Below are 26,276 nucleotides of genomic sequence, written 5' to 3' on the forward strand. Positions count from 1 at the left end.
CCGGCGCGGGGCATGCGCCCCGCGCCGGGCAGCGGTCTTGACGACCGGTCACCGAGACCGGTCAGCCGATCGTCACGCGGAAGATCTTGTCGGAGCCGGCCGGCTCACCCCCGTTGCCGTCCGCGTTCGTGGTCGAGAGCCAGAGCTGGTTCGCCCCGGGCACCTTGGTGACCGCGCGCAGCCGCCCATATGTGCCGACGTAGAACGCCTTCGCCGTGCCGACGTTCTCGTTGCCGGCGTTGATCGGGATCTGCCAGAGCCGCTCACCCTTCAGCGCCGCCATGTACACCGCGCCGTCGACGATCGCGACACCGCTGGGCGAGGCATCGGAGACGCTCCAGGTCTTCTTCGGGTTGGTCATCCCGGCGACGGAGCAATTGCCCTCACAGGTCGGCCAGCCGTAGTTCTTGCCCGCCTTGATGAGGTTGAGCTCGTCCTTGGAGCTCTGGCCGAGCTCGGCCTCCCACAGCCGGCCCTGCGGATCGAAGGCGATGCCCTGCGGGTTGCGGTGGCCCATGCTGAAGACGTAGTTGTTGAACGGGTTGCCCGGCGCGGGCTTGCCGTCCTTCGTCATCCGCAGGATCTTGCCGTTGAGGGAGTTCTTGTCCTGGGCGTTGGAGCCGGTCTGGGCGTCGCCCGTCGTGGCGTACAGATAGCCGTCGGGGCCGAAGGCCAGCCGTCCGCCGTTGTGGTACTTGTTCTTCTTGATCCCTTGGAGCAGGGCCTTGTAGTCCTTGAGCGTGGAACCGTCGTACGTCATGCGGGCGATGCGGTTGCCGTCGGACGAGGTGTGCATGAAGTACACGTAGTGGTTCGACGCCCAGTCCGGGTCCACGGCGACGCCCATCAGTCCGCCTTCGCCGCCCGTGGTCTGGGAGTTGGGGACGGCTCCGACCTGCGTCCTGGCACCGGCCGGTGTCACCTTGAAGACCTTGAACGAGTTGCGCTCGGTGACCAGGGCCGTGGAGCCGTCGGGCATCCAGGAGGTGCCCCACGGGATCGTCCAGCCTGTGGAGATGGTGGTGATGCCGGTCGGGGCGCCCTTCGCTCCGGCGGCCGCCGGTTCGCCGGCGTTCGCCGACTGGACGAGCCCTGCGACGAGCGCTGCCGCGCCCGCCACAGCCGCCGTGCCGACTGAGTTCCTGCCTCGCATGTGTTCCTCCGTGGGGGGTGTGGGGGTGGAGTGTCAGCCCGCGTACTGCGCGACGATCTTGGTGTAGGCGTAGGGGGACTGGGACACGCCGCTGCAGGCGTCCGCGTCGCCGCCGGAGCCGCAGCTGCGGTCGCGGTTGACCGACCAGAAGGCGTAGCGCGCGATGTGGTGCTGCTGGGCGTAGGCGAGGATCGTCTTGAAGTCGCCCTGGGTGACGGTCTCTCCGGCCTCGTCCGTCTTGCCGTTCATCGACGAGACGCCGATGTGCTGGTAGGCGACGGAGTCGCTGTATGCGTACGCGCTCTTGACGGCACCCTTGAGGCCTTCGAGGGCGCTGACCGAGGCCTGGCCCATGCTGCCGCTGTGGCCGCCGAAGTCGAAGGGCATGATCACCCAGGCGTCGGCGGCCAGTCCCGCCTTGGCGCCGCGCTTGATCAGGTCCTTGCCGGTGGCGTCCGGGCCGCTCGGGGTGGTGCCCATGGTGATGTAGGTGACGATGCCGGGGTTCTTCTGCTCGACGATCTTCAGCGCGTCGACGACCCGCTGCCGCACCGTCGCGTTGCCGAACTCGGTGTTCTCGATGTCGATGTCGAAGGCCTTGAGCTTGTACGCGTCGATCACCTTCTGGTACGCCCCGGCGAGCGCGGTGGCGCTGGAGCACTTCTCGCCGAGCTTCGCGCCGCTCCAACCGCCGACGGAGACCACGATGTCGCCGCCCGCCGCCCGTATGGACTTGATGGCGCTCTCGTCGGAGCCGCCCTTGAGCGCGCGGCTGCCGTCCCACTTCGGGTTGCAGCCGCCGTCGGAGAGGATAAAGGCGAGCGTGAACCACTTCACGCCGGTCGCCGCCATGACGTCGGTCGGCTTCTGGGGGCTGCCCCAGCCGAGATATTCGTACGGTGCTGCGGCCATCGCGCCCGAGGCTGCGGGAGCCACAGCCTGCGGGGCCTCCGGGACCGCGCCGGCGGCAGGGAAAGCCGACAGAGCCAGTGAGCCCAGCAGCCCGAGGGCCGCCGCGCCGATCGCGGACTTACGGAGCGTTGAGGTGGCGGGTCGCACGTCTGTTATCCCCTGTCGAGGTAGTCGAGATTGGGTGCGCCGTTCGCTGTGGTGGCGGTGACGCGTACGGTGTTGGAACCTGCCTTGAGCGGGACGTTCAGGGTGGAATCGGCCCAGGTGGTCCAGGCGCCCGTGCCGTTGAAGGCCCGGTTCGCGGAGACGACCGTCCCGTTGACGGACACATCCATGGGGCGTCCCGCGGTGGTGCCGTTGGAGTAGCGGATGCTCAGTGCGGCATCCCGGGCGGTCGCCGATTCGACAGTCCACTCCACATACGCGCCCGCGGCGTTGGGCGTGTTGACGAAGCCCGTGCCGCTGAAGCCGCCGTGGTCCGTGTCGACGGTCGATCCCGCGCTGTACGAAGCGTTCTCGGCCTCGTAGCGCACGGTGGTGCCCGACTGCGGGGTGGCCCGAATCAGCCGGGTCTCCCCCGGCCGCAGCGTGACGCTGTAGGAGCCGCTGACCGTGCCGCCGCTCTGGCCGGACCAAAGGTCGGTCACGGCCGCGGCGCCGGAGAAGCCGACCTGGGACCAGTTCACGCTGACGGTCTGGTTGCCGGAGGTGCCGGTGTTGAAGAGCGCGACGATGTAGTCGCCATTGGATTCGCGCTTGCTCCAGACCTGCTTGGGACTGGAGTTGACGATCCGTTTGGCGGCGATACCGTCCTGGTTGACCGCGATCAGCCGGTCGTTCGTCAGCATCGCCTTGTCGGTGGCGTTGAGTGCGGTGAGGTCGGTGCCGAGCAGCAGCGGGGACGCGGCCATCGCCCACAGCGTCATGTGGGAGCGCCGCTGGTCGGCGTTGAGGCCGACCTGGTCGCCGTTGCCGATCTCCAGCGAGTCCAGGTCGTTCCAGCCGCCGGGTCCCGCGTACTGCTGCCAGTTCGCCGCCGAGGTGAAGCGGGAGGTCACATGGTTCCAGTCGGTGAGCGGGAAGCCGCTGCCGTTGGGGCCTGGACCGCAGTAGCACTCGACATCGCCCTGGGTGCGCCAGCTGTTGGCGAGCTGTCGCCAGGTGGGCGCGTCGGCGATGGCGAGGTTGTTGGAGAGGGCGTAGTTGATGGGACGGCCGGAGGCGCGCAGTGCCTTGTCCCAGGCGCGGACGTCGGGGATGTCATGGCTGCCGACGCCGTCGATCTTGAGGTAGTCGACTCCCCAGGAAGCGAACTGGCGGGCCCAGGAGTTCACGAACTCCTGGGAGCCCGGCTTGCTGTAGTCGATGTAGTACATGTTTTTGCAGTTGTAGTTCTTCTCCTGCTTGGACGTGTCTGCGATGTCCTTGGCGTGGTACGAGGTCCCTTCGACCGGGGTGTTCTTGGTGACGGCGTTCTTGGCGATGCCGGGAGTGACGTAGAAACCGAACTTCAGCCCCATGGAGTGGATGTAGTCCGCCAGTGCCTTGATGCCGGACGGGAACTTCGCCTCGTCGACGGCCCAGCGCCCGTACTGGTCGACGACAAAGCCGTTGGAGTCACACTTCTGGTAGAAGTCGTCGAGGTTGATGTAGACGTAGCCGTGGTCCTTGAGACCACTGCTGACCAGGGCGTCGGCCTGGGCCTTCAGCTTGGCCTCGGTGGGCTGGCGGCGTACGAAGCTCCAGCTGGACCAGCCCATGGCGGGACGGACGGACAGTCCGTTGTCCGAGGCGGCGGCCGGTGGCGGGGCTGCCGTCAGTCCGGCGGCGAGCGGTAGCGCGAGCGCCGCGACCAGCACTGCTCTGAGCGATCTCGGCGATCTCATGGCGCCTCCACATCGAGGTGGTCGAGGTTGGGTGCGCCGTTCGCGGTGGTGGCGGTGACGCGTACGGAGTTGGCTCCGGCGGTGAGCGGGACGGTGAGGGTCGAGTCGGCCCAGGTGGTCCAGGCGCCGGTGCCGTTGAAGGCCCGGTTCGCGGAGACGACCGCGCCGTTGACGGCGATGTCCAGCGGGCGGCCCGCGGTGGAGCCGTTGGCGTAGCGGATCGCGATCGAGGCGGTGCGGGCGGTCGCCGATTCGACCGTCCACTCCACGGAGGCGCCGACCGCGTTCGGTGTGTTGACGAAGCCGGTTCCGGTGTAGCCGGTGTGGTCCGAGTCGACCGTCGAGCCCGCCGAGTAGACGGCGTTCTCGACCTCGTAGCGGTTCGGCGTCGGAGCCGTACCGCCACCCGCCGCATACGCGCTGCCGATCCACGCCTCGTCGATCCGCAGCCGCTTGAAACGGGCCGAATCGCTCGATGCCGCATGGGTGTTGACGACTTCGAGCCGGACATGGCGGGTGGTTGTCGCGGGGAGGTCGATGACGGCGACGCCGCGCCGGCTGGGCAGGGTGCCGCTCTTCACCGGGCTCCCCCAGTTGGTGCCGTCGCTGCTCGCGTACACCCGGTAGTCCCTGATCCGCGCGGACTGTTCGGTGCCGGAGCGGGCGTAACTCACCGAGTCCTCACGCTGGTTGACGCCGAGATACTGCACCCGCTCGGCCGATCCGAGGTCGAAGTTCAGCGACACCGGTGTGGTCTTGTTGCTGTCCCAGTAGGTGCGGTAGTCGCCGTCCGCGGCGGCTGCGGCGCCGTGCCCGCTCGCCGACGCGCCGGCGCTCATCGTGTACGAGGAGGCGGGAATGATGCCTTCGCGCCCGCCGGTGGTGACCTTGAAGACGGTGTCGTACGGGTCCCAGCCGCCGAGCCCGGTGAGGCTGAGCGTGCCGCCGCTCTGGCTGTACGCGATGGGCGCGCCGGTACGGAGGTTGGTCACCCTGGTCACCCGGTAGCCGTTGTCCCGCAGCCGCAGGGTCGATGTGGACGGCGGGGTCAGCACATGGATGTAGTGCTTGTCGGGGTCGGTCCTGCTGACGGTGGTGACGCCGTGCGCGCCGTCGTTCCAGAACCCGGGAGCGAGGCCGCCGTACATATAGCCGCCGCCCTCGGTGCCGTGCAGCGATTCGCCAATGGCGTCGAGATAGCCCTTGGCGAAGTTGTTGAACGCGACCTGGTTGGCGGGGAGTTTTCCGCTGAGCATGGCGGTCTCGGCCATCAGCGCCTTCACCGACGATCCGGCGTTGGTGATGAGCCGGCCGAGGGTGAGTTTTCGGTCGACCGCGGGATCGGAGCCGGTGTACCACCAGGATCCGGTGGAGGGGAGCTTGAAGTCGGCCTCGGTGAGACGGGGTCCCGCGGTGTAGACCGCCTGCGGGTAGTCGTAGGACGGGCTCATCCCGGTCTTCTGCTCATTGCTGATCATGTCCATGATCGGCGTGTCTTCGTTGTTGTTGCTGATCGTGTAGTTGGGGCGCTTCTGGTACACCTGCGCGTAGAGGTTGTGGCTCTCCCAGTACGCGTTGTCGTTGTCGATCCAGAAGCCGCCGAGCTCCGGATAGCGGTCCATGACCTCGAAGAAGTTGTCGTAGCTGAACTCCCCGAAGCCGTCCCGGCCGGTGAGATCGACCGTGCGGCCCTTGTACTTCGAGTACGCCGCCGAGTCGAGCCACTCGTGGCCGCCCTCGGCGTGCCACTGGGGGTCGTCGGTCATGTACAGGATGGTCTTGAGGCCCTTGGCCTTGGCTGCCGTGATCAGCTCGCCGAGGAAGTCGCGCTTCGTGCTGCAGCTGCCGGGGATCTTGGACGGCCAGGGGCGCGCGTAGCCGAGGCGGCTGTGGAAGGTGGCGAGCACCAGGTACTGGGTGTGCAGCTTCTGCGCTTCCTGGACCCAGTAGTCGGGTGTCCAGCCGCCACCCGTGACATCGGTCTCCCACTGGCTGCAGCTGTTGTGCGACGGGGCGGTCCGCTGGCCCCAGTGCAGGAAGAGTCCGCCGACGGAGGAGCGCAGGAAGTCCTGGCGCGGGTGCTGCAGATCGGCGCGGGCGGGTCCCGGCAGGGTGAGCGCGCCGAGCAGCAGCGCGCCCACCAGCGCCAGCCGCGCCCAGAGGCGTCTGGTCATGCCGGGCCGTCCAGATAGTCGACGTTGGGTGCGCCGTTGGCGCTGGTGGCGGTGGCGCGGACGGTGTTGGCGCCCGCCTTGAGCGCGACGGGCAGGGTGAGGGTGCGCCAGGTGGTCCAGGCGCCCGTACCTCCGAAGGGCGATGCGGCCGCGACGGTGACGCCGTTGACGGCGATGTCCATCGGACGGGCGGTGGTGGTGCCGTTGGCGTACGCGAGGGCGAGATCGGCGCTGCCTGCGGCGATGGCGTTCACCGTCCACTCCACGTATGCGCCTGCCGCGTTGGGTGTGTTGACGAAGCCCGTGCCGCTGAAGCCGGCGTGGTCGGAGTCGACGGTCGATCCCGCGGAGTACGTGGCGTTCTCGGCCTCGTAGCGGGCGGTGGGCGCGGGGCCGCCGCCGTCGCAGTTCTGGCTGGAGCCGGTCTGGCTGACCCGCAGCGCACCGCCGCCGGTGTTGGTGCTGTTGGCGACGCAATAGCCGTTGACCGTCTGGAACAGCAGGTCGGAGGGGCTGCTGCTGCCGCGCTGGGCGGTGAAGCGGTCGAAGCGGATGCCGGTGCTGTTGTTGGCGATGACGGCGGGCCTGCCGTCGTTGGAGGCGAACCGCACCTCGCTGTCGGTGAAACGGATGTTGTCGGCGTTACGGATGTACCAGCCGTAGGCGGGACGGGTGCCGATGGCCTTGGGGTTGTAGTCCTTCGGGTCGTTGCTCGGCGGGTTGGTGGACATGGTGCCGTTGCCGCCGGGCACGGTGATGTCGACGTTGTTGAAGGTGATGTCGTGGATACGGCCGCTGCCGGACTCGCCCCACAGGGTCGGCGAGAAGGACGGCGTGGTGCCGGTCGCCTTGATGTTGGTGTATGTGATGTTGCTGATGGAACCGACGCCAGGGTTGTTCCCGCACCGTTTTCTCGTACCGACCTTCTGCATGATCGGGGAGCGGACATCGGTCATGGTGATGTCCTTGTAGTGGACGTCGGAGATCTTCGCGCCGTCCATGGAGACCAGGCCGAGGCCGGACTTGTCGGAGCCCTTGATGGTGATCCGCTCGAAGTTGTAGTCGGTGAAGTCGCCGCAGGTCTCGGAGCCGAACATCAGCGCGTTGCAGCAGCCGGCGGAGAGATAGGAGTCGGTGACGGTGACATGCCCGTTGTTGAGCTTGGCGCCGAGCGCGTAGTCGCTCTTGAAGGCGAGCGCGTCGTCGTTGGCCTCGAGATGGGCGCCTGTGATCTTGACGTTGGTGGTGGAGATGATGTTCCAGCCGTCGCGGTCCATCGCCGTGTCGATGGTGAGATGGTCGGAGACGACGTTGTCGCAGTTGTTGAGGAGCGCCGCGAAGTGGCCGCCCTCGCGCAGCGTGATCCCGCTGAGGGTGAGGTACTTGCAGCGGGTCAGCGAGATGATCTTGTCAGCCTCGCCGGACTTGGGGTTGCCGGTGATCAGCGCGCCGTCGCCGTCGATGACGCCGGAGCCGGTGAAGCCGATGTTGGTGAGGTTGTCGCCGTAGATCATGGCGTTGTGGAAGTGACTGTGACCGTAGTCCTGGTAGTCGTCCCACTGGTTCGACTCGGGCGGGTCATAGGTGTCCGCGGCGTTGCCGCTGATCGTCGACCCGGCGTCCAACTGCAGGGTGACATTGCTCTTCATCCTGATCGTGTTCTTCGACTCGTACGTCCCCGAGGGGAAGCGGACGATGCCGCCGCCTGCCGCATTGGCGGCCGTGATGGCCTTGTTGATGGCGGCGGTGTCGTTGGTGGAGCCGTTGCCGACCGCGCCGTAGTCACGGACGTTGAACTCGGCGGCAGCGGGTGCGGGTGCCGCTGCCGCCGCGGGGGCGGCGAGTGGGGGTGATGCGGGCGGCTCGGCCCCGGCCGGCGGCTGGGCGATGCCCAGCGCGACCGCGAAGCCCAGTAGGGCGATGGCGGCGGTTCTCCGTAAGCTCAACATGTCGTCGTCCTCCTCAGACGAGCTGGTAGCCGCGCATATTGGTGAGGAGCATGTGGCAGTTCTGCAGCGAGCCCGAACTGTCGCCCAGGGAGCGGTAGATGCCCCACTTGGGGCGCACCCGGTCCGCGAGGAAGGTGTCGACGCCGGACTTCGACTTGTCGATCACCGTGGCGCCGCCGCTCTTGAGGATCCAGCGGACGGAGCCGGACGTACCGTTGCCGATCTTGATCTGGAAGTCGACGTCGGTCCACTTGTTGTGCAGTGGCTCGAGGTTCGTACGACCGACCAGGACGTCGCCCTCGATGACCTTGAGCTCGATGGTCTGCACACCGTTCACGCGACGCAGCGACTGCACCACGATCGGCGAGGAGCCCGCGCCTGGCTGCTTCATCTGCATGATGTGCGTGAAGCTGGTGGTCGCCTTCAGCGTGCTCGGGATGTACATCGAGTACGTGACCCGCCAGGTCTGGCCGGACTTCCACTGGAGGTAGGAGCTGCCGTTGCGCAGGCCGGTCACCTCGTGGCGCTGCCGGTCGGTGCTGGTGTCCCGGTCCACCGTGTGCATGTTGAACCGGAAGTTGTCACCCTCGGCGAAGATATGCGGCGCGCCGGCCGGATGGGAGTCCGCCCGGTCGTCCTCGATCGTCTCGAAGGCCTTGAGCTTGTCGCTGCTCGCGGAAGGCGACCAGCGCAGCTGCCAGCTTGCGGCGCTCGCCGGGGTCGCGGGCAGTCCCGCGGCTGCGGCACCGCCGAGTGCCGCGCCGAGTATCGCTCTTCGGGATGCTGTCATTTCCCTCACCTCGCCCGGAGTTGTTCGTTCATGATGAGAAAGGCGCCGAGACCGTGGAAGTCATTGGTCTTCCGGTCGCGTTTGATGTAGTAGCTGTAGTTCCCGACATTCGTCCCGATGGAAATGTCGGTGAGATTGGTGCGGCCGTCGCCGCCGAGTGCGACCTTCGCCAGCACACCCTGGTAGCCGCGCTGCGCCACCTGCGCGTAGTGCGCGTCGACATATCCCTGCTGTACGGAGCGGGAAATGGCGAAAGTGAACATGCTGGAGCAGGAGGTCTCGGTCCAGTTGTCGCTCTGCGAGCCCTTGTCGACGACCTGGAACCAGCGGCCGGTGGCCGGGTCCTGGTATTTCTCGATACCGGCGGCGAGCTTCTGCAGCCGGCCGAGGAGTTCGGCGCGGCGCGGATGGCCGGCCGGTACGGCGTCCAGGACATTGACGATCGCCATGGAGTACCAGCCGATCGCACGGCACCAGTGCTCGGGCGCGAGACCGGTCTTCGGATCGGACCAGCTCGCGTCGCGCGACTCGTCGAAGGCGTGCTTCAGCAGTCCGTTCGCGACCTGCAGATGGCCGCCGTAGACGGCGAGTTGTCTGGTCGCCTCATTGCTCGTGTACGCCGAGTCGCCGAATTCCTTTCCGTACTCGACGAGGAACGGATTCACCATGTAGACGCCGTCGGCCCATAGTTGGCTGCGCCGCGAGTCCGATGTCGAGTGCCAGAATCCTCCGTCCGCGGTGCGCGGATAGCTGTTCAGGCGGTTCCGGATCTTCTGCGCCGCTTTCTGGTAGCGCGCCTGACCTGTTTCGTGGTGGAGGATGTTCAGCAGTCTGCCGGCCTGCATGCTGTCGAGGTTGTTGAAGCTCTGCCCGATATTTCCGCTGCTGTCGACGAAGCGGTCGACATAACTCTTGATGTAGGTGAGATAGCGGGCGTCGCGGGTGCGCTGATAGACGAGGTACTGGCCGTATAGATACAGCCCGACCGGGTAGGACCAGCCTCCGATGGTGCTCGGGGAGTAGCGTGCCATCGTGGACTCGACCATCGCGACCGACCAGTCCGTGGCTGCGGAGCCGTCGTCGGTGACGGTGAGCGAGTCGAGATTCGGGCCGCCGGACGCGGTGGCTGAGGACACTCGTACGGTGTTGGTCCCCGCCTTCAGCTCGGCCGTGAGGCTCTTGGTCTGCCAGCCGGTCCAGCTCCCGGTGGTGGGAAAGGCCAGGTCATCGGCGACCAGCCGGCCGTTGACCCTGATGTCGAGGGGCCGGTTGACGGAGGTCCCGTTGGCGAATCTCAGGCCCAGCGTGGCGTTTCCGGCCTGTGCGGAGTCCACCGTGAATTCGACCTGAGAGCCGGCCGCATTGTCGTAATTGACGAATCCGGAGCCGGTGAATCCGGCGTGGTTGCTCTCGACGACGCCGAGGCTGATGGCGGCGTCCTCGGCCTCGTACCGTACGGGCGCCGCCGGCGCGGCGGGGTTCGCGACCGCGGGCACGGCGGAGAGTGTGCTGCCCGCGAGTGCGGCCGCCAGCAGCAGAGTCGTTAATCGCTTCATGATCCTTCCTTGCGGTAGGCGTACGCGGGGGCCGCGACGCGTTCGGGGATACGCGGACGGTCGACGAGGTCGCGTACGAACGCGTGGTCGGGCGAGAGATGGCATGCCGGATCGGTGCGGGTGGCATCGCCGGTGAGGGCGTACGCCTGGCAGCGGCAGCCGCCGAAGTCCTTGGTGCGCAGCTCGCAGCTGCGGCACGGGTCCTGCATCCACTCCTCGCCGCGGTAGATGTTGAAGGCCTTGGATTCGCGCCAGATCCACTCCAGGGAGTGGTCCTTGACGCTGGGTGCGTCCAGGTGGGGCAGTGCGGCGGCGGCCGGGCACGGATAGACCGTGCCGTCCGGCTGGACGGTGAGCGAGACCGCTCCCCAGCCGCCCATGCAGGGCTTGGCCGTACCGTCGACGTAGTCCGGCACGACCCAGACCAGGTCCATCCGGCCGGCCAGCCGTGTGCGCCACCGCTCGACGGACTCGCGGGCCTCGGCGATCTGTTCGCGGTCCGGCAGCAGGGCGTCGCGGTTGCGCAGGGCCCAGCCGTAGAACTGGGTGTTGGCCAGCTCGATCCGCTCCGCGCCCCAGGCGAGCCCGAGTTCGACGAGGTCGTCGAGGGCCGCGAGGTTGGCCCGGTGGAGTACGACGTTGAGACCGAGCGGGAGGTCCGCCTCCCCTACGAGCCGTGCGGCGCGTTCCTTCGCCGCGAAGGAGCGGGCTCCCGCGATGAGTTCCGAGGCGACGGGGTCGGCATGCTGGACGGAGAGCTGCACGCTGCGCAGCCCGGCCGCCATCAGGGCCGCCAGCCGCTTCTCGTGCAGCCCGACGCCGCTGGTGACCAGCTGCGTATGGATGCCCGCGCCGTCGGCCGCGGCGACGATCTCGATGAGATCGCGGCGCAGCAGCGGTTCGCCTCCCGAGAGATGGCTCTGAACGACGCCCAGGTCAGCGGCCTGCTGGAACACTTCGGTCCACTGAGCGGTGGTCAACTCATCTGACCGACTGACCAGTTCGACGGGGTTGGAGCAGTACACGCAGTGCAGCGGACAGCCGTGGCTGAGTTCGGCGAGCAGTGCCCACGGCGGATCGACCTCCGCCGTTTTCCGGCCTGTTGCTTCGGCGGTTGTTTCAGCGGTTCTTTCAGCGGTTGTTTCAGCCGTCACTTCAGCCAGCCCTCCTTGCGCAACCGCCCCAGAAACGCGGGCACTTCATCGGCCACGGGCGCGCCCGGGTGTCGCTCGGCCAGCTCCGCGACAATCGCGTCGACGTCGCGTCGGCCGTCGCAGAGCCGCACGATGGATCCGGCATTGCCCTGGAGCACGACCACGCGCTCGGGCAGTACGAGCAGATCGGCGCCGCGCACCCGGTCGTGCCGGAAGACGACCGACCGCGCGAGCACCGGTTTCCAGGTTTCGCTCATGCCCGGTCCCCCGCGTGTTCCACTGCGTCCAGCAGCGACCAGAGCACCTCGCACTTGAAGGAGAGCGCCGCCACAGCCGCCTCCTGCTCGCGCCGGGTCACGGCCCACTCCAGGACGAGCTCGAGTGCTTCCGCACTGTCGCGACGGCCCTGCCCGATGCGGTTGCGGAAGTAGATCAGCCCGTCGGCCTCGATCCACCGGTAGTGGCGTTCGAAGGCCGCGATACGCGTGCTCATGATGCCGGGCGCGGCAAGTTCGGTCAGCGAGGCGGCGACGGCTTCGAGCGGCGAGCGCAGCCGGCAGAAGTTGACGTATCCGTCGACCGCGAGCCGTACGCCCGGAAGTACTTCCGCGCCCGACCGTAGCCGCGCCCGGTCGATCCCGGCGGCCTCGCCGAGCCGCAGCCAGCGCTCGATACCGCCCTCACCCTCCACCGCCCCGTCGTGGTCCTGGATCCGGCGCAGCCAGGAGCGCCGCAGCGCGGAGTCGTCGAACTTGGCGAGGATCAGGGCGTCCTTGACGGGTATGTGGCGCTGGTAGTGGAAACGGTTGAGGATCCAGCGCCGCAGCTCGTCGGGGGTGAGGGCGCCTTCGTGCATACGCACGTTGAACGGGTGGCGGTCGTGGTAGCGCTCGGCGGGTACGGCACGCAGCCGCGCCGTGAAGTCCTCCGGGCTCCACGGCTCACGGGCCTCCGCTGCTCCCGTTGTGCCCGTAGCGCCCGTCGATCCCTTTGCTTCCGTTGCGGGCAGAGCGAATGTGCTCACAGCTCGATCACCATCCGGTCGGCGGCAACCTCGAGTCCCCATTCGCCGAGCAGCGCGTGCTGCGAGGCGTCCGGGTCCACGAGGGGGTTCGTGTTGTTGAGGTGCGTATAGAGGCAGCGGGCGCGCAGCCCGGCGAGCCGCCGTGCGGTGCCGTTCGGCCCGGCGATCGGCAGATGCCCCATCCCGGTTGCCGTCTTGGCCGAGATTCCGGCCCGTACCGGCTCGTCGTCGTCCCAGAAGGTGCCGTCGAGAATGACGCAGTCGGCCTGCTCGACCGCATCCTGGAAGTCGTCGGTCCAGCGGGCGAGCGCGGGCGCGTAGAGCAGGCTGCGGCCGGTTGTGGTCTCGCGCAGCCGAAGTGCGACCACCCAGGTGCGCTCTTCGGTACCGGTGCCGACGGCGTAGCGCGGTTTTTTGGCCGAGACGGGTACGGCATCTATTTCTACGGTGCCGCCCTTGACGAGCGGTTCCGTTTCGCGGCTCAACTCGCGCCATTCGATACGGGTGTACGGGGCGAGTACCTCGCCCAGATGCAGCCGGCCGAGCAGTGCGTCTCGTACCGGCCGGGTGGCGAGGATGTCGAAACCGTCGGCCTCGCGCAGCCGGGCGATGCCGAGCGTGTGGTCGAGTTCGGCGTCGGTGAGGATCACTCCGGCCACGGGGGATTCGCGCTGCCCTGGCCCGGGCCGCAGCGCGTGGCTGTCCTCGATCTGGTCACCGATGTCAGGGGTGGCGTTGACGAGATACCAGCGGCCCTCGTCCGCGCACAGGGCGAGTGAGGCGTGACGACGGCGCCGGTGCGGGTGTGCGCGTGCCCCGGCGCAGCCGGGACACGCGCAGTTCCACTGGGGCAGTCCGCCGCCCGCCGCGGTGCCGAGCACCTGCAGCAGCATGGCGGCGGGGTCTACCGGTCGGTGAGGGCGTAGGCGGTGACTTCGAGCGCGGTCTCGACGACCACGAACTCGGGAGTCTGCCAGTTGACCGTCTCCTCCGATGTTTCCTTGGTGTCCTTCATGTGCAGTACCTGCCTTCCTGAGATGTGGGGGTCAGGAGTGATTCAGGAGTGGTTGCTCCGTAACGCATGGTTGAGCAGGGCTGAACATCCGTTCACATGAGTGTCCGGCGTTCAGTTATGTGCCATAGAGTTGCGTCTTGATGAGACGCGGTCAATGGTCCGGACCGATAAGGTCGGAGCTGTATCAGGCCAACTTCGAGGTCGGGAATGCGTCCAGGGGGACGGTCGTTGACCACAGAAGAACCAACCGACGACGTAAGGATCGACCGCTCGTGAGCAAGGTCCCCTCCATCCCCCTCAACAATGGCGTCGCGATGCCGCAGCTCGGTTTCGGCGTCTGGCAGGTGCCCGACGACGAGGCGGCGAAGGCGGTCGGCACGGCTCTGGAGGCCGGCTACCGCAGCATCGACACCGCGGCGATCTACGAGAACGAAGAGGGCACCGGCCGGGCGATCGCCGCCTCCGGCATCGCCCGCGAGGACCTCTTCATCACCACGAAGCTGTGGAACAGCGAGCAGGGTTACGACTCGACGCTGCGCGCCTTCGACACTTCGCTGGACAAGCTGGGCCTCGACTACATCGACCTGTATCTGATCCACTGGCCGGTGCCGTCCAAGGACGCCCACGTGGAGACGTACAAGGCCTTCGAGAAGATCTACGCGGACGGCCGCGCCAAGGCCATCGGCGTTTCGAACTTCCTCCCGGAGCACCTCGAGCGCCTCATCGGCGAAACCTCGGTCGTCCCGGCCGTGAACCAGATCGAGCTCCACCCGCAGCTGCAGCAGGCCGAGTTGCGCGCCTTCCACGCGGAGCACGGCATCCAGACCGAGGCCTGGTCGCCGCTGGGCCAGGGCAAGGGCCTCCTCGAGGTCCCGACAGTCGTGGCGATCGCACAGAAGCACGGCAGGACGCCGGCCCAGGTGGTGCTGCGCTGGCATCTGCAGATCGGCAATGTCGCGATCCCCAAGTCCGTCACCCCGTCACGGATCCGGGAGAACTTCGATGTCTTCGGCTTCGAGCTGGACGCCGACGATCTGGCGGCGTTCGCGGCGCTGGACGAGGGCAAGCGGCTCGGCCCCGACCCGGCGACGTTCGACTACGGCGCCTGACTCCTGCGCATGAACGACCACATCGCCGCCCGGTTCACGCCGGGCGGCGATGCTGTTCCCGCAGCCGGAGGCACGCGTGGCCGGTGGCGAAATCCAGCCGGTACGAGGTGACCACCGCCGCCAAGCGGGAACACAAGCGCCGCCGCCGCGTACAACCCGGCTGCAGCAGCGCGACCTGCGCAGCTCGCGCCTTTGATACGCAATGCGACGCAAGGTGATTCATGCCGAGCGTGTCGATTCATCATATTTGCTGCCAATATGCCTAGGGTCGGCGCTCGGAAGTTCCCTCACCCTGGAGAGTCTCAATGGAGCGTTTCAAGCTCGCATCGGTTGCGGCGGTCGCGACGGCCGCCGCGCTGGCCGCGTCGGTCGGTGTGGCCATGGCCGTGGTCGCCCCGACACATCCCACGCCGAAGACGGTCACGAAGCCGGCGATGGCACAACCGGCACTGACGGCGAGAGCCACGGTCAGTAGCGTCGGAGCATGGGAGCAGTTCCGCGTGTACGGCGCCACCCGGCTGCTGGCACCGGGCACGGAGGTGACGCTGCAGCAGTGGCAGGGCGACCGCTGGGTGACCCTGCCCGCGTCGATGAACACCACGCACAGGTCCACCTACAATATGCGGGTCCTCCTCGGCCTCATGGGTCGGAACGATCTCCGGATGGTCGGCGGCGGCGTCGTCTCGGACCCCTTTACCGTCACGGTGTACTGACAGCCGCGGGGCGGGAGTCAGGGAGCGGGCACCCACGACTTCGCTGCCCTCGCCGCACCGGCCGGTGCAGTACGCCGATGAGCACGCTGCTCACCGGACGGTCCACAATCGGCCCATGTCTACGAAGATGACGCCCGGTCTCTACCTGGTGCGCAATGTCGCCAGCGGACTGCTGCTCGAGGTGTACGGCGGAGCCAGGGGCAGCGGCGCCAATGTCCAGCAGGGCAAGGAGACCGGGGCTCCGGCCCAGCAGTGGCAGATCGACCCGGTGCCCAATGGCAGCGGGCTCTACCACTTCGTGAACGCCGCCAGCGGCAAACGGCTCGACGTCGCGAACGCCTCGACCGAGAACGGCGCCAACATCCAGCAATGGAAGGCCAACAACTTCGGCGCCCAGGAGTGGATCATCGAGCAGCACCTGGACGCGCCGGGCACGGTCACCATCGTCAGCTTCATCAGCGCGCTGCTGCTCGAAGTCGCCGACGGCAGTACGGACGACGGCGCGAATGTGCAGCAGTGGGAGGACACCGACTCACCGGGGCAGTGGTGGCAGTTGGAGCGTGTCATTTCCTGAGCAGCAGCACGGCCGCCCCGACGGCGCATGCGGCCAATCCGACACCGCCCGCGCCGATCGCGCCCGCGGCCAGGAAGCCGCGGGAGGAGCGCCAGGAGAGCACTGACGACTTCGACTGCGCGGACAGCAGCGACCCTGTGCTCAGCCACGAACCCGCCGAGAGCAGCGACTGGGCGGACCCGATCGAGCCGACCGACAGGGTGCTGCCGACCGAGCCGACCGAAAGTACCGACCCGACGGAACCGATGGAGAGCACTGACCCCACCGAGCCGATCGACAGCACGGAGTCCTTCGACCAGAGTGACAGCGTTGATGTGGACCTCGTGGACTGACTGGTCTGCTTGGCCATGAGGCCATCCTGCCGCTGATTCAGCCCCGGCGAGCGGTGTGCACCGTGCGCGCCGTGAGCAGTACGCGTCCGGGCGGTGCCGCAGCCCCTGTGGGTCGTCCGGGTTCTCTCCGGGCCCGGTCGGCCGATGCCGATATCGCGCCGCCGGTGCCGTCACGGCGAGCGTTGTTTCCGTTCCGGCAGAACGGTTCCCGTACGGTGCTCCAGCGGGCTGATGCCGCGTACCCGTTTGAAGGCCGCGCTCAGTGCGAACGAACCGCTGTAGCCGACCTTCCTGGCGACCGCCTCCACCGTAGCGTCCGTCTCCCGCAGCAGATCGGCAGCGAGCGCGAGCCGCCAGTCCGTGAGGTACGCCATCGGGGGCTCCCCCACCAACTCGTGGAAACGGCGCGCCAGTCCGGCCCTGGAGACCCCGCACTTCGCGGCCAGTGAGGCGACGGTCCAGGGGTGCGCGGGATCGTCCTGCAGCAGCCGCAGCGCGCGGCCGACCACCGGGTCGCCCATGGCCAGGTACCAGGCGGGAGCCTCGGCGTCCGGGCGTGAGAACCAGGAGCGCACCACAGCGATCAGCACCAGATCCAGGATCCGGTCGAGCACCACGCTCTGGCCCGGCTCGTCGCGGGAGATCTCGTCGTCGAGCACCGGCATCAGCGGGCAGTTCCAGACCTCGGCGGGCAGATGAAGCAGCATGGGCAGCGCGTCCAGCAGCCGCCCACTGACCTCGCCCTTCATCTGGTACGTCCCGACCAGCATGGTGGCCGATCCTTCGGGGTCGTTGCCCCAGCTCCGTACGCCCAAATGCATGGACTGCGCGAGCGGTTCGCCCTGCAGGGTGTGGCAGGTGCCGCCGGGCCCGATCAACGCCGTTGGCTCGCGGGTGAGTTGATCCGCCGTGGTGTACGCATCCGGGCCGCGGGCGATCGCGACGTCGCCGGGGCGCAGCAGCACCGGGTCACCGGTGTCCGGAATGATCCAGGCCTCGCCCGCGGTCATGCAGAGCAGGCTGAGCGGCGCGTGATCCTCGATCCGTACGGACCATGGCGGCTCCATCACCATGCGGAGCAGAAAGGCTCCCCTGGCGCGCGGTCCGTCCAGAAGTCCGGCAAGAGCGTCCATGGCTCACAGCGTAGACGCACGCATATGGCATTGAGCCTCTGGAGCATGGAGAGTCCAAACGCGGACCGCGAACCTTGACGCATGGCAGAGAACCTGAAGCAGGAGACGGTGTTGGTGACGGCGGCCTCGGGCAAGACGGGCCGCCGGGTGGCGGAGCGGCTCGCGGCGCGCGGAGTGGATGTGCGGGCGGGCTCGCGCAAGGGGGAGGTGCGGTTCGACTGGGAGGACGAGTCCAGCTGGGCGCCGGCGCTGGACGGCGCGGACGCGGCGTATGTCGCGTACTACCCGGATCTGGCGGCTCCTGGGGCGCCCGAGGTGATGCGGGCCTTCGGACGGGTGGCGGCGGAGAGCGGAGTGCGGCGGCTGGTGCTGCTCTCCGGCCGCGGCGAGCCGGACGCGGTGGTCGCCGAGGGCGCGCTGCGGGAGTCCGGCATGGATCTGACCGTGGTGCGGTCCAGTTTCTTCGCACAGAACTTCAGCGAGGGCCCGATGTACGAGGGGGTGGTGGCGGGTGAGATCCCCTTCCCCGCGGGTGCGACGGCTGAGCCGTTCATCGACGCGGACGACCTGGCGGACGTGGTGGTCACGGTGCTCACCGAGGAGGGCCATGCCGGGCTCGTGCACGAGGTGACGGGTCCGCGGCTGGTCACCTTCGAGGAGGTGGCGGCGGAGATCGGCCGGGCCACGGGCCGGGAGGTGCGGTACGTGCCGGTGTCCGGCGCGCAGTACGCGGAGATGCTCCAGCAGTTCGGGTTCCCGGAGCCGGAGTCGCAGTGGCTGGCGGACCTTTTCACGATGCTGCTCGACGGGCACAACGCGTCGCTGACGAACGATGTGCGGCAGCTGCTCGGCCGCGAGCCGAAGGCCTTCGCGGCGTTCGCGCGGGACGCGGCACGGGCGGGTGCCTGGAGTGCGTGACCTGCGGCGGCACGGTCCGGATCGATGACGGTCTGCTCCCGGCGACCGCCGGCTGTCGGCTGTCGGCTGTCGGCTGTCGGCTGTCGGCGAGTGTCCGCCGAGGATCAGCCGGAGGCGTACGTCGCCGCCAGCGCGTCGGCCGTCGCGGCCATACGGGCGCGGAGTTCGGGTGGTCCAAGGACCTCGATCTCCGCGCCCATGGCGAGAAAGTCGCCATGCGCGTGGTCGGTGGACTCGATCGGGAGCAGCGCGCGGGTCCAGCCGTCCGGTTCCACCGTGCCGCTGTCGGCGAGGGCGCGGGCGGCCGGTCCCTTCAGGCGGGCCGCGGCGCGCGGCGAGAGCCGGACCAGCGCCTCGCCCCCGTAGAGGCGGGCGTGGAAGTCAGCCTGGTAGCGCTGCCAGTACGCGGCCAGGTCGAAGTCCTCGAGCGGCTCGAACTCTTCCGCCAACTCCCCTTCCTCCGAGACGATTTCAAGGATCTGGTCGACCCGGTACGTACGTGGTCCCGGTCCCGCGACGACGTACCAGCGGCCCGCCTTGAGCACCAGTCCGTACGGCTCGAGACGCCGGTCCACATCGGTCGGCTCCTTCCATCGGCGATAGCGGACGTGGAGCACCCTGCTGTGCCACACCGCGTCCGCGACGGCCGTCAGATACGGAACCTCCTCGTCCGGCGCGTACCAGCCGGGCGCGTCCAGGTGGAACCGCGAGCGCATCCGGTCGGCCTGGTCACGCAGCTCGGCGGGGACTGCCGCACGCAGCTTGAGCTGGGCGGCGGCGAGGGCCGAGCCGAGCCCGAGTTCGGCGGCGGGCCCGGGGATCCCGGAGAGGAACAGCGCCTCCGCCTCTCCGGCGGAGAGCCCGGTCAGCCGGGTGCGGTAGCCGGCGAGCAACTGGTAGCCGCCCGCGTGGCCCGCGTCCCCGTACAGCGGCACACCGGCCGCGTGCAGCGCCTCGACGTCCCGGTAGACGGTGCGTACCGATACTTCGAGCTCCTGCGCGAGCTGGGCGGCTGTCAGTCGGCCCCGGGTCTGGAGCAGCAGCAGGATCGACACAAGACGGCTGGACTTCACTGACACAGGATGTCAGTGAAGCGGGCTTAGCGTCCTGGCATGACCTTCGCAGAGAAACGGCTGTGGTCGCCGCCGCCGATCGAGGTCGGCGGCCGTCACATCAAGCGCTACCACGTCACCGGCGACCCGGACGGAATCGATCCCGCGGTGGAGAAGGCCGCGTACGCGATCCTTCCCGAGCTGCTGCCGGATCCGGACGGCACCCCGCCGGCCACATTCGTCGTCCTCCACAGGGGAGGGGACGACGGCGCGTACCTCAACGCGTACAACTGGGTGTGGGACAACGTCCTGCACTTCGGCGCCGCGGCCGCGGGCCAGCCGGTCCTGGACTGCCCGGACAGCGATCCGACGCATTTCGTCAGGCTCGACAGATCCTGGATCGGCTGTGTCTGGGAGCTGCCGCCGATCCAGCACGAACGGGACGCCTGGGTACGCCACATGCTCGCCCCGGACCGTCCCGACCTGGACGCCTACCTCACCGACTCCCTTCCCGACGGCACCACAGGAGACCGCTCATGAGCACCACCCACGACTTCGACTTCCTGCACGGCGAGTGGGCGGTCGCCAACCGTCGGCGTGCGGACTTCCTCGACGAGGCGAGCACGTGGGAGAAGTTCCCGGCCGTGAGCCGCGCGTCGCGCCACTTCGGCGGCCGGGCGAACTTCGACGAGATCAAGTTCCCGACGATGGGCTTCAGCGGCCTGACGCTGCGGCTGTACGACGCCGAGCGCGAGGAGTGGTCCCTGTACTGGTCGAACGACCGCGTCGGCGTACTCTTCCCGCCCGTGGTCGGCCGGTTCGGCACGGACGGGCGAGGCGAGTTCTACGGGGACGACACCCACGACGGCAAGGACGTCAGGGTCCGCTTCGTCTGGTCGGGCATCAGCGAATCGGCGGCCCGCTGGGAGCAGGCGTTCTCCGTCGACGGCGAGCGGACGTGGGTGACGAACTGGGTGATGGAGCTGTCGCGCCCCGCGTCCTGGGCCGCGTGACGGCCGTCAGCTCGCGCCGTGCCCCGCGGCGATCTCCTCCACCCGCTGGGCGAGCTCGAAGTCCTTCTCGGTGACCGCGCCGCCCGCGTCGTGGCTGTTCACCGACAGGGCCAGCGTGTTGTAGCCCAGGGTGAGATCCGAGTGATGGTTCAGCTCATCCTGGATCTGTGCGATGTGCACGACCATCGCGGTCGCCGCGAAGTGCGTGGAGAGGCGGTAGGCGCGGGCGATCCGGTCGCCCTCCAAGGTCCAGCCGGGGAGCTCCCGCAGGCGGTCCTCGATCTCCTTCTGTGACAGCGGCTCTGTGGGCATGACCGGGATCCCTTCAGAAGGCGGCTCAGGAAGCGGCAGCGGTTTCGGCCACCATAAATGGGATGCCCGCTCAAACGCGCTATGTGTACGTTCCAGCGGTGGAACCACTGACCGAAAAGCAGATACGCGGATCCTTCGTCAACTGCACGAAGGGCGAGGCCACGCGTATGAAGCTGCCCGCCGACTTCGGCGAACTCCCTTGGGACGACCTCGACTTCCTCGGCTGGACCGACCCGGGTGCGCCGCTGCGCGCACATTTCGTGCTGCCACGGGAGGGCCGCCCGGTGGGCGTCACCCTACGGGTGCCTTCCACCAGACGGACCAGTGCCGTCAAGTCCAGCATGTGCCAGGCCTGCTTCACGGGGCATGCCTCGTCCGGGGTGACCCTGTTCGCCGCCCCGCTGGCCGGGGCCGCGGGACGGGAAGGGAACACCCTGGGCACGTATCTCTGCGCCGATCTCGCCTGCTCGCTGTACATCCGCGGCAGGAAGCAGCCCAAGCTGCGCGGCGGACTGCACGAGGAGACGCTCACGCTCGAGGAGCGGATCACCCGTACGGTCGACAATCTGACGGCCTTTGCCGAAAAGGTGATGGGGCTGCGCTGACCGGGTTCAGCCGCGCGAATCCAGGACCTGGTCGATGGTGTCGGCCTGCTCGGCCGGCTTGTCGGGGCGGTGACGCAGGACGCGTGCGAAGCGCAGGGTGACACCGGCCGGGTAGCGCGGGGAGCGCTGCACTCCGTCGTAGGCGATCTCGACGACGAGTTCCGGACGGACCGTCACCGTGAACCCGTCGTCTCCGGTTGCCAGTTCGCGCAGCCGCTCCGTCTGCCAGCCCAGCATCTCGTCGGTGAGGCCCTTGAAGGTCTTGCCGAGCATCACATACGTACCGTCGGCGGTGCGTGCGCCGAGGTGCAGGTTGGAGAGGAGTCCGGTACGTCTGCCGTGGCCCCATTCGGCGGCCAGGACGACGAGGTCGAGCGTGTGGACGGGTTTGACCTTGAGCCAGGAGCGACCGCGGCGGCCGGCGACGTACGGCGCGTCGAGGGCTTTGACCAGGACCCCCTCGTGGCCGCGGCGCAGGGTGTCGGCGAAGAACTCCTCGGCGGCGGCGACCTGTTGGGCGGATGCGGGATCTTCGACGACGGTACGGCGGACCCGCATCGGTTCGGGGACGAGGCGGGCGAGGACGGCGTGCCGGTCACTGCCCGGGAGGTCGAGGGTCGGCTCGCCGTCGGCGGCGAGGACGTCGAAGAAGACGGGTGACAGGGGCAGCGTGGCGCGGGCCGCGTCCACGTCGACGCGGGAGCCGACGCGGGACGCGATGTCCTGGAAGGGGACGGGCCTTCCGGCGTCGTCGAGGGCGATCACCTCGCCGTCGAGGATGAAGCGATCACCTGTCATCTCGCTTGCCGCGGCGGTGACTTCGGGGAGACGGTCGGTGATGTCGTCGAGGGACCTTGTGTAGATGCGGATGTCCTCGCCGCTGCGGTGCACCTGGACGCGGATGCCGTCGAGCTTCTCCTCGACGGCGCACGCGACTTCCAGCGCCTGGACCGCTTCGGTCACCGACTTCGCGGTATGGGCGAGCATCGGCTGCACGGGACTGCCCACGTGCAGCCGGAACTGTTCGAGCGCGACCGGCCCGTCGGCGAGCAGCGCGCGGGCGACGCGCGGCAGGGAACCGTCCAGCATCACGGCGCGGCGTACGTCACCGGCCGGCGCGTCCGCGGCCTTGGCGACGGCCTCCAGGGCGATCGCGTCCAGCGCGCCCTGGCGTACTTCGCCCAAGAGCAGCCGCATCAGGAACTGCTGCTCCTCGGCGGTGGCGGCGGCCATGAGCTCGCGCACGAGGCGTTTGCGCTCGGCCTGGGTGCCGGGGCCGGTGACGCCGGCGAGGCGGGTGAGGGCGGCGTCGGTGTCGGAGACGGTGAGGCTCGGGGTGCCGACGGGCGGTGGGGGGTCCTTGAGGACGCTCCAGCCGATGCCGATGCGGCCTTGGGGGACGCGTCCGGCGAGATACGAGATGACGAGGGCGACGTCGGCGGGGCGGGTATCGGCGAACAGCTCGGCGAGCGCGCCGATCTTGCGCGAGCGCGCGGAGGTGGCGGCGACCTGTTGAGACATATCGGCGAGTCGGGCCAGCAGCATGGTGCCCATGGTGCCGTGCGGCGCGACGGGGCGCCTCCGGCGGGGGTGCGGGTGCTTGTGGCCCGGGCCTGGGGTCCTCCGGTCTTGTCCGGCGCGGGTTGCCTCCGGCGGGGGGCGGGGTCTTGTTGCCCGGGCCCAGGGTCGTCCGGTCTTGTCCGGCGCGGGCTCCGGTGCCCCTCCGGGCTCGACTCCTCGGGGTCGGCGGCGTACAGGGGCTTGTCTCGTGACCCCGGTCTTGCCGCCAATCCCCTGCGGGGCCGACCCTGCACGGCCCCTCCCCACGTGTACGAGACAAGACCGCTCGCCGGGGGCTCAGGCGGTTCGCCGGTGGAAACGACAGTGCACGGCCCCTCCCCACCCGAACGAGACAAGACCGCTCGCCGCGGGGGTACAGCGGTTCGCCGGTGGAAACCACCCACCGGACAGCAACCACGAACGCCCCCGGCCCACGCTCACCACATGACCGAGCAACTGAGGAAACCACCCACCGGACAGCAACCACGAACGCCCCCGGCCCACGCTGGCCACATGACCGGGCGACTCCACCAACGTCCCCGGCCCACCCCAGCCACATGACCGAGCAACTAAGCCCGGGTGACTCCCCTATATCCCGAACAGCCGCGCCACGTGCAGGTCCAGCAGACTCAGCGCCCGCTCCGGCGTGTGCACCTCCAGCAGTGTGTACGCCGTCAGCCCGTCCACCAGGCTGATCAGCAGCATCGCCTCGTCGTCCGGGTCACGGTCCGCCGACACCTCGCCCCGTTCCATCGCCCGCCGCAACAGGCCTGCGAAGAACTCCGCCAGCTTGGGGATGCCCTCCCGCGCCTCCGCCCGCAGGCGCTCGTCATGCACGGCGCGAGCAAAGTACGCCGCTCCCACCAACGTCCCCACCCGGCTCTTCTCGTCCAGCGGCAGCATCCCCGCCAGGCACTCGCGCAGCACCGTCCGCGGCGGAGGCTCCTCGTCCAGGTCCGCCACGACCGCGTCGATGCGCTCCCGGATCCGCCGGTCGGCAAGCACATTGATGTGCCGCAGCGCGAAGACCAGCATCTCGTCCTTGGTACGGAAGTAGTGCTGCAGCCTGCCGAGCGAGATGTCCGCCTCCGCCGCCACATCCCGCAGGCTCACCCCGTCCAGCCCCCGCGTGCTCGCGATGCGCCAGAGCGCCTCGGCGATCTCCAGACGTCTGGCCTCATGGTCCACCTTCTTCGGCACCGGCAGCCTCACTCCCTTTTACAAGTCACTTGTACCGTTGTAACGTATCGCCATCCAATACAGTTGACTTGAAAAGCGGTGACGCCTCCCATGTCCCTCCACGCCGCCCCGCACCTGCGGCCGCCCCGTCACCGGGTGGACCCCCGAGCCCGGCGCTGGTGGACCGTCCAGGCGCTCCTCTCCGTGAGCGGGCCGATGCTGCTGACGGCCCTCACGCTCGCTCTGCTCTCCGCTCTCTTCTTCGCCGGCGCGCTCCCCTGGCTCGCCCCCCTCCTGCTGGTCACACTCGTCGCGCCGGCACTCGGCTATCTGGTCCTCATGCCGCGCCGCCGGTACGCGGTGCACGCCTGGGAGCTCGGCACCCACTCCGTCTACGCGGCCGGCGGCTGGTTCTGGCAGCAGCGCAGGATCGCTCCGCTCTCCCGGGTGCAGACCGTGGACACGCTGCGCGGCCCGGTCCAGCGGCGGTACGGGCTCGCGACGCTCACCGTCACCACCGCCTCCACCGCGGGCAACATCAAGATCGCGGGGCTGTCCGACGCCGATGCCGAGGAGCTGGCCCGGCGTATCGGGGAGGCCGCCCAGGCCGTGCCGGGAGACGCGGCATGACCACTCCCACCAGGCCTGCCGCCGCCTGGCACCGGCCCGCCCCGCGCACCCTTCTTGTGCACTGCGGCTGGCTGGCCCCGCCGCTCGGCTCGCTCGCGCTGACCGCGCTCGCCACCGGCGGCCGGATCCCGGCGAGCGGCTGGATCACCCTCGCCGCTGTCGCCGCCTCGTTCACCGTCATCACCGTCATCGGCCTGATCCGCTGGTCCCGTACGCACTATCAGGTCACCGCCGACTCCTTCGCACTACGGAGCGGGGTGCTGAACAGGCGGCTGCGCACCGTCCCGTTGCACCGCATCCGCAGCGTAGATCTGACCGCCACGCCGCTCCACCGGCTGCTCGGTCTCACCGTCGTCCGGGCAGGCGCCACCACCTCGGGCGACGGCCGCGGCGAGATCGCGCTCGACGCGTTGACGGTCCCCGACGCGCACCGGCTGCGTACCGCCCTGCTCGCGCGCGCCGACGTTCGCGCGCTCGCCGATGACCCGGTGCTCGCCCGGATCGACCGGCGCTGGCTGCGCTATGCGCCGCTCACCTTCTGGGTGGTCGGCGGTGTGGGCATCGCCTTCGGCACCGTCTACCGCGTCTTCGACGGCATGGGCATCGAGCTGTGGCGGGTGGGCTTCATCCAGGACGCGTTCACGGAGTTCGGCAACAGTGCACTGTGGCTGACGGTCCCGTGCGCCCTGTTCGCCGTGATCGTCCTCGGTTCGATCGGCGCGCTCGCGCTCTATGTCGAGAACTGGTGGGGGTTCTCCGCCGTATGGACCGATGCGCGCACCCTGACCGTGCGGCGCGGGCTGCTGACCACCCGGGCGGTGACCGTCGAACGGGCCCGGCTCCACGGCGTACTGCTCCGTGAGCCGCTGCTGCTGCGGGCCGCCGGCGGGGCGACCGCCATGGTGGTCGCCGGCGGGCTCGGCGACCGGGAGGAGGCCCGAAAGCGCAGCGCCCTCCTCCCGCCCGCACCGCGCGACGAGGCGCTGCGCGTCACCGCGGGCGCGCTCCGTGCGACCCGACACCCCTTCGAATCCGTGCCGTTGACCGCGCATCCACGGGTGGCTCTACGACGCCGGATGATGCGCGGCCTCCTCTTCTTCGTACTCCCGGTGACGGCCACGCTGCTCGTTCTCGGGGCGCTGCTGACGACTGTCCTGCTGCACTGCGCATGGATCTTCGCGCTGGTCGCGACGCCGGTGGTGTGGCTGCTCGCCCGGGACGCGTACCGCAGTCTCGGTCACGCGCTGAACGGCCCTCATCTCCTTGTCCGGGCGGGTACGTTCAGCCGCGACACGCTCGCTCTGGAACGTGACGCGATCGCGGCGTGGACCTTCTCCAGCTCGCCCTTCGCCCGGCGGGCCGGGCTCGTCACGCTCACCGCGGCGGTGGCCGCGGGCGAACACGGTTACCGGGTGCGGGACTTCGCCGCAGACGAGGCACCCGCCTTCGCGGCGACAGCGGCACCGGGGATTCTGGACGAGTTTCTGCAAAAGCGGTAACGGCCGGGTCCAGTCTCCCCACGGTTAACACAAC

General features: G+C 68.8%; 27 protein-coding genes. 9 read left to right on the forward strand and 18 right to left on the reverse strand.

Going from position 1 to position 26,276, the window contains the following annotated elements:
- Window positions 1-61: 61 nt before the first annotated feature.
- The 12 genes from ACFYXH_RS29175 to pqqA all read right to left on the reverse strand — a co-directional run bounded on the left by ACFYXH_RS29175 (window position 62) and on the right by pqqA (window position 13,613).
- Window positions 62-1,153 (reverse strand): PQQ-dependent sugar dehydrogenase, encoded by a 1,092-nt coding sequence (locus ACFYXH_RS29175; RefSeq protein WP_389568948.1) that lies wholly within the window; start codon window positions 1,151-1,153, stop codon window positions 62-64.
- A 33-nt stretch (window positions 1,154-1,186) separates the two neighbouring features.
- Window positions 1,187-2,212, reverse strand: coding sequence for a chitinase (locus tag ACFYXH_RS29180; protein WP_389568951.1), 1,026 nt, complete (start codon window positions 2,210-2,212; stop codon window positions 1,187-1,189).
- 5 nt (window positions 2,213-2,217) lie between these two features.
- Complete coding sequence (locus tag ACFYXH_RS29185; protein WP_389568955.1) at window positions 2,218-3,951, reverse strand: CBM35 domain-containing protein; 1,734 nt, start codon at window positions 3,949-3,951, stop codon at window positions 2,218-2,220.
- Window positions 3,948-6,125: a discoidin domain-containing protein gene (locus ACFYXH_RS29190; protein WP_389568958.1), complete on the reverse strand. Its 2,178-nt coding sequence runs from the start codon at window positions 6,123-6,125 to the stop codon at window positions 3,948-3,950. The genes ACFYXH_RS29185 and ACFYXH_RS29190 overlap by 4 nt, the downstream gene beginning before the upstream one ends.
- Window positions 6,122-8,074 (reverse strand): glycosyl hydrolase family 28 protein, encoded by a 1,953-nt coding sequence (locus ACFYXH_RS29195; protein WP_389568961.1) that lies wholly within the window; start codon window positions 8,072-8,074, stop codon window positions 6,122-6,124. Before ACFYXH_RS29195 ends, ACFYXH_RS29190 begins: the two co-directional genes overlap by 4 nt.
- A 13-nt stretch (window positions 8,075-8,087) precedes the next feature.
- A complete protein-coding gene (locus ACFYXH_RS29200) occupies window positions 8,088-8,864 on the reverse strand; it encodes a heparin lyase I family protein (protein ID WP_389568964.1) in 777 nt (258 codons plus the stop codon).
- A 5-nt stretch (window positions 8,865-8,869) separates the two neighbouring features.
- On the reverse strand, window positions 8,870-10,420 hold the full coding sequence (locus ACFYXH_RS29205) for a glycoside hydrolase family 88 protein (protein WP_389568967.1): 1,551 nt from the start codon (window positions 10,418-10,420) through the stop codon (window positions 8,870-8,872).
- Window positions 10,417-11,583 carry a pyrroloquinoline quinone biosynthesis protein PqqE gene (pqqE, locus tag ACFYXH_RS29210; protein ID WP_389569313.1) on the reverse strand — a complete coding sequence of 389 codons (1,167 nt, stop codon included), beginning with the start codon at window positions 11,581-11,583 and terminating at the stop codon, window positions 10,417-10,419. Before pqqE ends, ACFYXH_RS29205 begins: the two co-directional genes overlap by 4 nt.
- Window positions 11,571-11,831, reverse strand: a complete 261-nt coding sequence (gene pqqD, locus ACFYXH_RS29215; RefSeq protein ID WP_389568970.1) for a pyrroloquinoline quinone biosynthesis peptide chaperone PqqD — start codon at window positions 11,829-11,831, stop codon at window positions 11,571-11,573. Before pqqD ends, pqqE begins: the two co-directional genes overlap by 13 nt.
- On the reverse strand, window positions 11,828-12,484 hold the full coding sequence (pqqC, locus tag ACFYXH_RS29220) for a pyrroloquinoline-quinone synthase PqqC (RefSeq protein WP_389569316.1): 657 nt from the start codon (window positions 12,482-12,484) through the stop codon (window positions 11,828-11,830). Before pqqC ends, pqqD begins: the two co-directional genes overlap by 4 nt.
- A 110-nt stretch (window positions 12,485-12,594) precedes the next feature.
- Window positions 12,595-13,491 carry a pyrroloquinoline quinone biosynthesis protein PqqB gene (pqqB, locus tag ACFYXH_RS29225; RefSeq protein ID WP_389568973.1) on the reverse strand — a complete coding sequence of 299 codons (897 nt, stop codon included), beginning with the start codon at window positions 13,489-13,491 and terminating at the stop codon, window positions 12,595-12,597.
- An 11-nt stretch (window positions 13,492-13,502) separates the two neighbouring features.
- The gene (gene pqqA, locus ACFYXH_RS29230; RefSeq protein ID WP_327327021.1) at window positions 13,503-13,613 is read right to left on the reverse strand and encodes a pyrroloquinoline quinone precursor peptide PqqA; all 111 of its coding nucleotides are present in this window, start codon (window positions 13,611-13,613) and stop codon (window positions 13,503-13,505) included.
- Between the two features lie 272 nt (window positions 13,614-13,885).
- Between pqqA and ACFYXH_RS29235 the strand changes: the two genes are divergently transcribed.
- From ACFYXH_RS29235 to ACFYXH_RS29245, 3 genes are all read left to right on the forward strand, one after another.
- Window positions 13,886-14,722, forward strand: coding sequence for an aldo/keto reductase (locus ACFYXH_RS29235; protein WP_389568976.1), 837 nt, complete (start codon window positions 13,886-13,888; stop codon window positions 14,720-14,722).
- A 305-nt stretch (window positions 14,723-15,027) separates the two neighbouring features.
- Window positions 15,028-15,435 carry a hypothetical protein gene (locus ACFYXH_RS29240; RefSeq protein WP_389568978.1) on the forward strand — a complete coding sequence of 136 codons (408 nt, stop codon included), beginning with the start codon at window positions 15,028-15,030 and terminating at the stop codon, window positions 15,433-15,435.
- A gap of 115 nt (window positions 15,436-15,550) precedes the next feature.
- Entirely contained in the window at window positions 15,551-16,009 is a 459-nt protein-coding gene (locus ACFYXH_RS29245) for an RICIN domain-containing protein (RefSeq protein WP_389568981.1), read from the forward strand.
- On the opposite strand, the gene ACFYXH_RS29250 is transcribed toward ACFYXH_RS29245, so the two are convergent.
- Window positions 15,999-16,358 (reverse strand): hypothetical protein, encoded by a 360-nt coding sequence (locus ACFYXH_RS29250; RefSeq protein ID WP_389568984.1) that lies wholly within the window; start codon window positions 16,356-16,358, stop codon window positions 15,999-16,001. The genes ACFYXH_RS29245 and ACFYXH_RS29250 overlap by 11 nt on opposite strands.
- Before the next feature lie 153 nt (window positions 16,359-16,511).
- Window positions 16,512-17,474, reverse strand: a complete 963-nt coding sequence (locus ACFYXH_RS29255) for an AraC family transcriptional regulator (protein WP_389568987.1) — start codon at window positions 17,472-17,474, stop codon at window positions 16,512-16,514.
- Window positions 17,475-17,555: 81 nt separating this feature from the next.
- Here ACFYXH_RS29255 and ACFYXH_RS29260 point away from each other — a divergent pair, with 81 nt between their 5' ends.
- Window positions 17,556-18,392, forward strand: coding sequence for an NAD(P)H-binding protein (locus ACFYXH_RS29260; RefSeq protein ID WP_389568990.1), 837 nt, complete (start codon window positions 17,556-17,558; stop codon window positions 18,390-18,392).
- Window positions 18,393-18,496: 104 nt separating this feature from the next.
- Here ACFYXH_RS29260 and ACFYXH_RS29265 read toward each other — a convergent pair whose 3' ends face one another.
- Window positions 18,497-19,465, reverse strand: a complete 969-nt coding sequence (locus tag ACFYXH_RS29265; RefSeq protein WP_389568993.1) for a helix-turn-helix transcriptional regulator — start codon at window positions 19,463-19,465, stop codon at window positions 18,497-18,499.
- A 39-nt stretch (window positions 19,466-19,504) separates the two neighbouring features.
- Between ACFYXH_RS29265 and ACFYXH_RS29270 the strand changes: the two genes are divergently transcribed.
- Entirely contained in the window at window positions 19,505-19,984 is a 480-nt protein-coding gene (locus tag ACFYXH_RS29270; RefSeq protein ID WP_389568995.1) for a hypothetical protein, read from the forward strand.
- Window positions 19,981-20,457 carry a hypothetical protein gene (locus ACFYXH_RS29275; RefSeq protein WP_389568998.1) on the forward strand — a complete coding sequence of 159 codons (477 nt, stop codon included), beginning with the start codon at window positions 19,981-19,983 and terminating at the stop codon, window positions 20,455-20,457. Before ACFYXH_RS29270 ends, ACFYXH_RS29275 begins: the two co-directional genes overlap by 4 nt.
- 6 nt (window positions 20,458-20,463) lie before the next feature.
- On the opposite strand, the gene ACFYXH_RS29280 is transcribed toward ACFYXH_RS29275, so the two are convergent.
- On the reverse strand, window positions 20,464-20,769 hold the full coding sequence (locus ACFYXH_RS29280; RefSeq protein WP_385309009.1) for a 4a-hydroxytetrahydrobiopterin dehydratase: 306 nt from the start codon (window positions 20,767-20,769) through the stop codon (window positions 20,464-20,466).
- A gap of 98 nt (window positions 20,770-20,867) precedes the next feature.
- Between ACFYXH_RS29280 and ACFYXH_RS29285 the strand changes: the two genes are divergently transcribed.
- Window positions 20,868-21,374, forward strand: a complete 507-nt coding sequence (locus ACFYXH_RS29285) for an FBP domain-containing protein (protein ID WP_327328550.1) — start codon at window positions 20,868-20,870, stop codon at window positions 21,372-21,374.
- Between the two features lie 6 nt (window positions 21,375-21,380).
- Here the strand turns inward: ACFYXH_RS29285 and ACFYXH_RS29290 are convergent, their stop codons facing one another.
- Together ACFYXH_RS29290 and ACFYXH_RS29295 are read right to left on the reverse strand one after the other, a co-directional pair.
- A complete protein-coding gene (locus ACFYXH_RS29290; protein WP_389569001.1) occupies window positions 21,381-22,919 on the reverse strand; it encodes an ATP-dependent DNA ligase in 1,539 nt (512 codons plus the stop codon).
- A 603-nt stretch (window positions 22,920-23,522) separates the two neighbouring features.
- On the reverse strand, window positions 23,523-24,134 hold the full coding sequence (locus tag ACFYXH_RS29295; RefSeq protein WP_389569004.1) for a TetR/AcrR family transcriptional regulator: 612 nt from the start codon (window positions 24,132-24,134) through the stop codon (window positions 23,523-23,525).
- 90 nt (window positions 24,135-24,224) lie between these two features.
- Between ACFYXH_RS29295 and ACFYXH_RS29300 the strand changes: the two genes are divergently transcribed.
- Both ACFYXH_RS29300 and ACFYXH_RS29305 read left to right on the forward strand, forming a co-directional pair.
- A complete protein-coding gene (locus ACFYXH_RS29300) occupies window positions 24,225-24,743 on the forward strand; it encodes a PH domain-containing protein (RefSeq protein ID WP_389569007.1) in 519 nt (172 codons plus the stop codon).
- Window positions 24,740-26,242: a PH domain-containing protein gene (locus ACFYXH_RS29305; RefSeq protein ID WP_389569008.1), complete on the forward strand. Its 1,503-nt coding sequence runs from the start codon at window positions 24,740-24,742 to the stop codon at window positions 26,240-26,242. The genes ACFYXH_RS29300 and ACFYXH_RS29305 overlap by 4 nt, the downstream gene beginning before the upstream one ends.
- The last annotated feature ends 34 nt before the right edge of the window (window positions 26,243-26,276 follow it).

This window comes from Streptomyces sp. NPDC002730, assembly GCF_042888805.1.
In the GTDB taxonomy this organism is placed as follows: domain Bacteria; phylum Actinomycetota; class Actinomycetes; order Streptomycetales; family Streptomycetaceae; genus Streptomyces.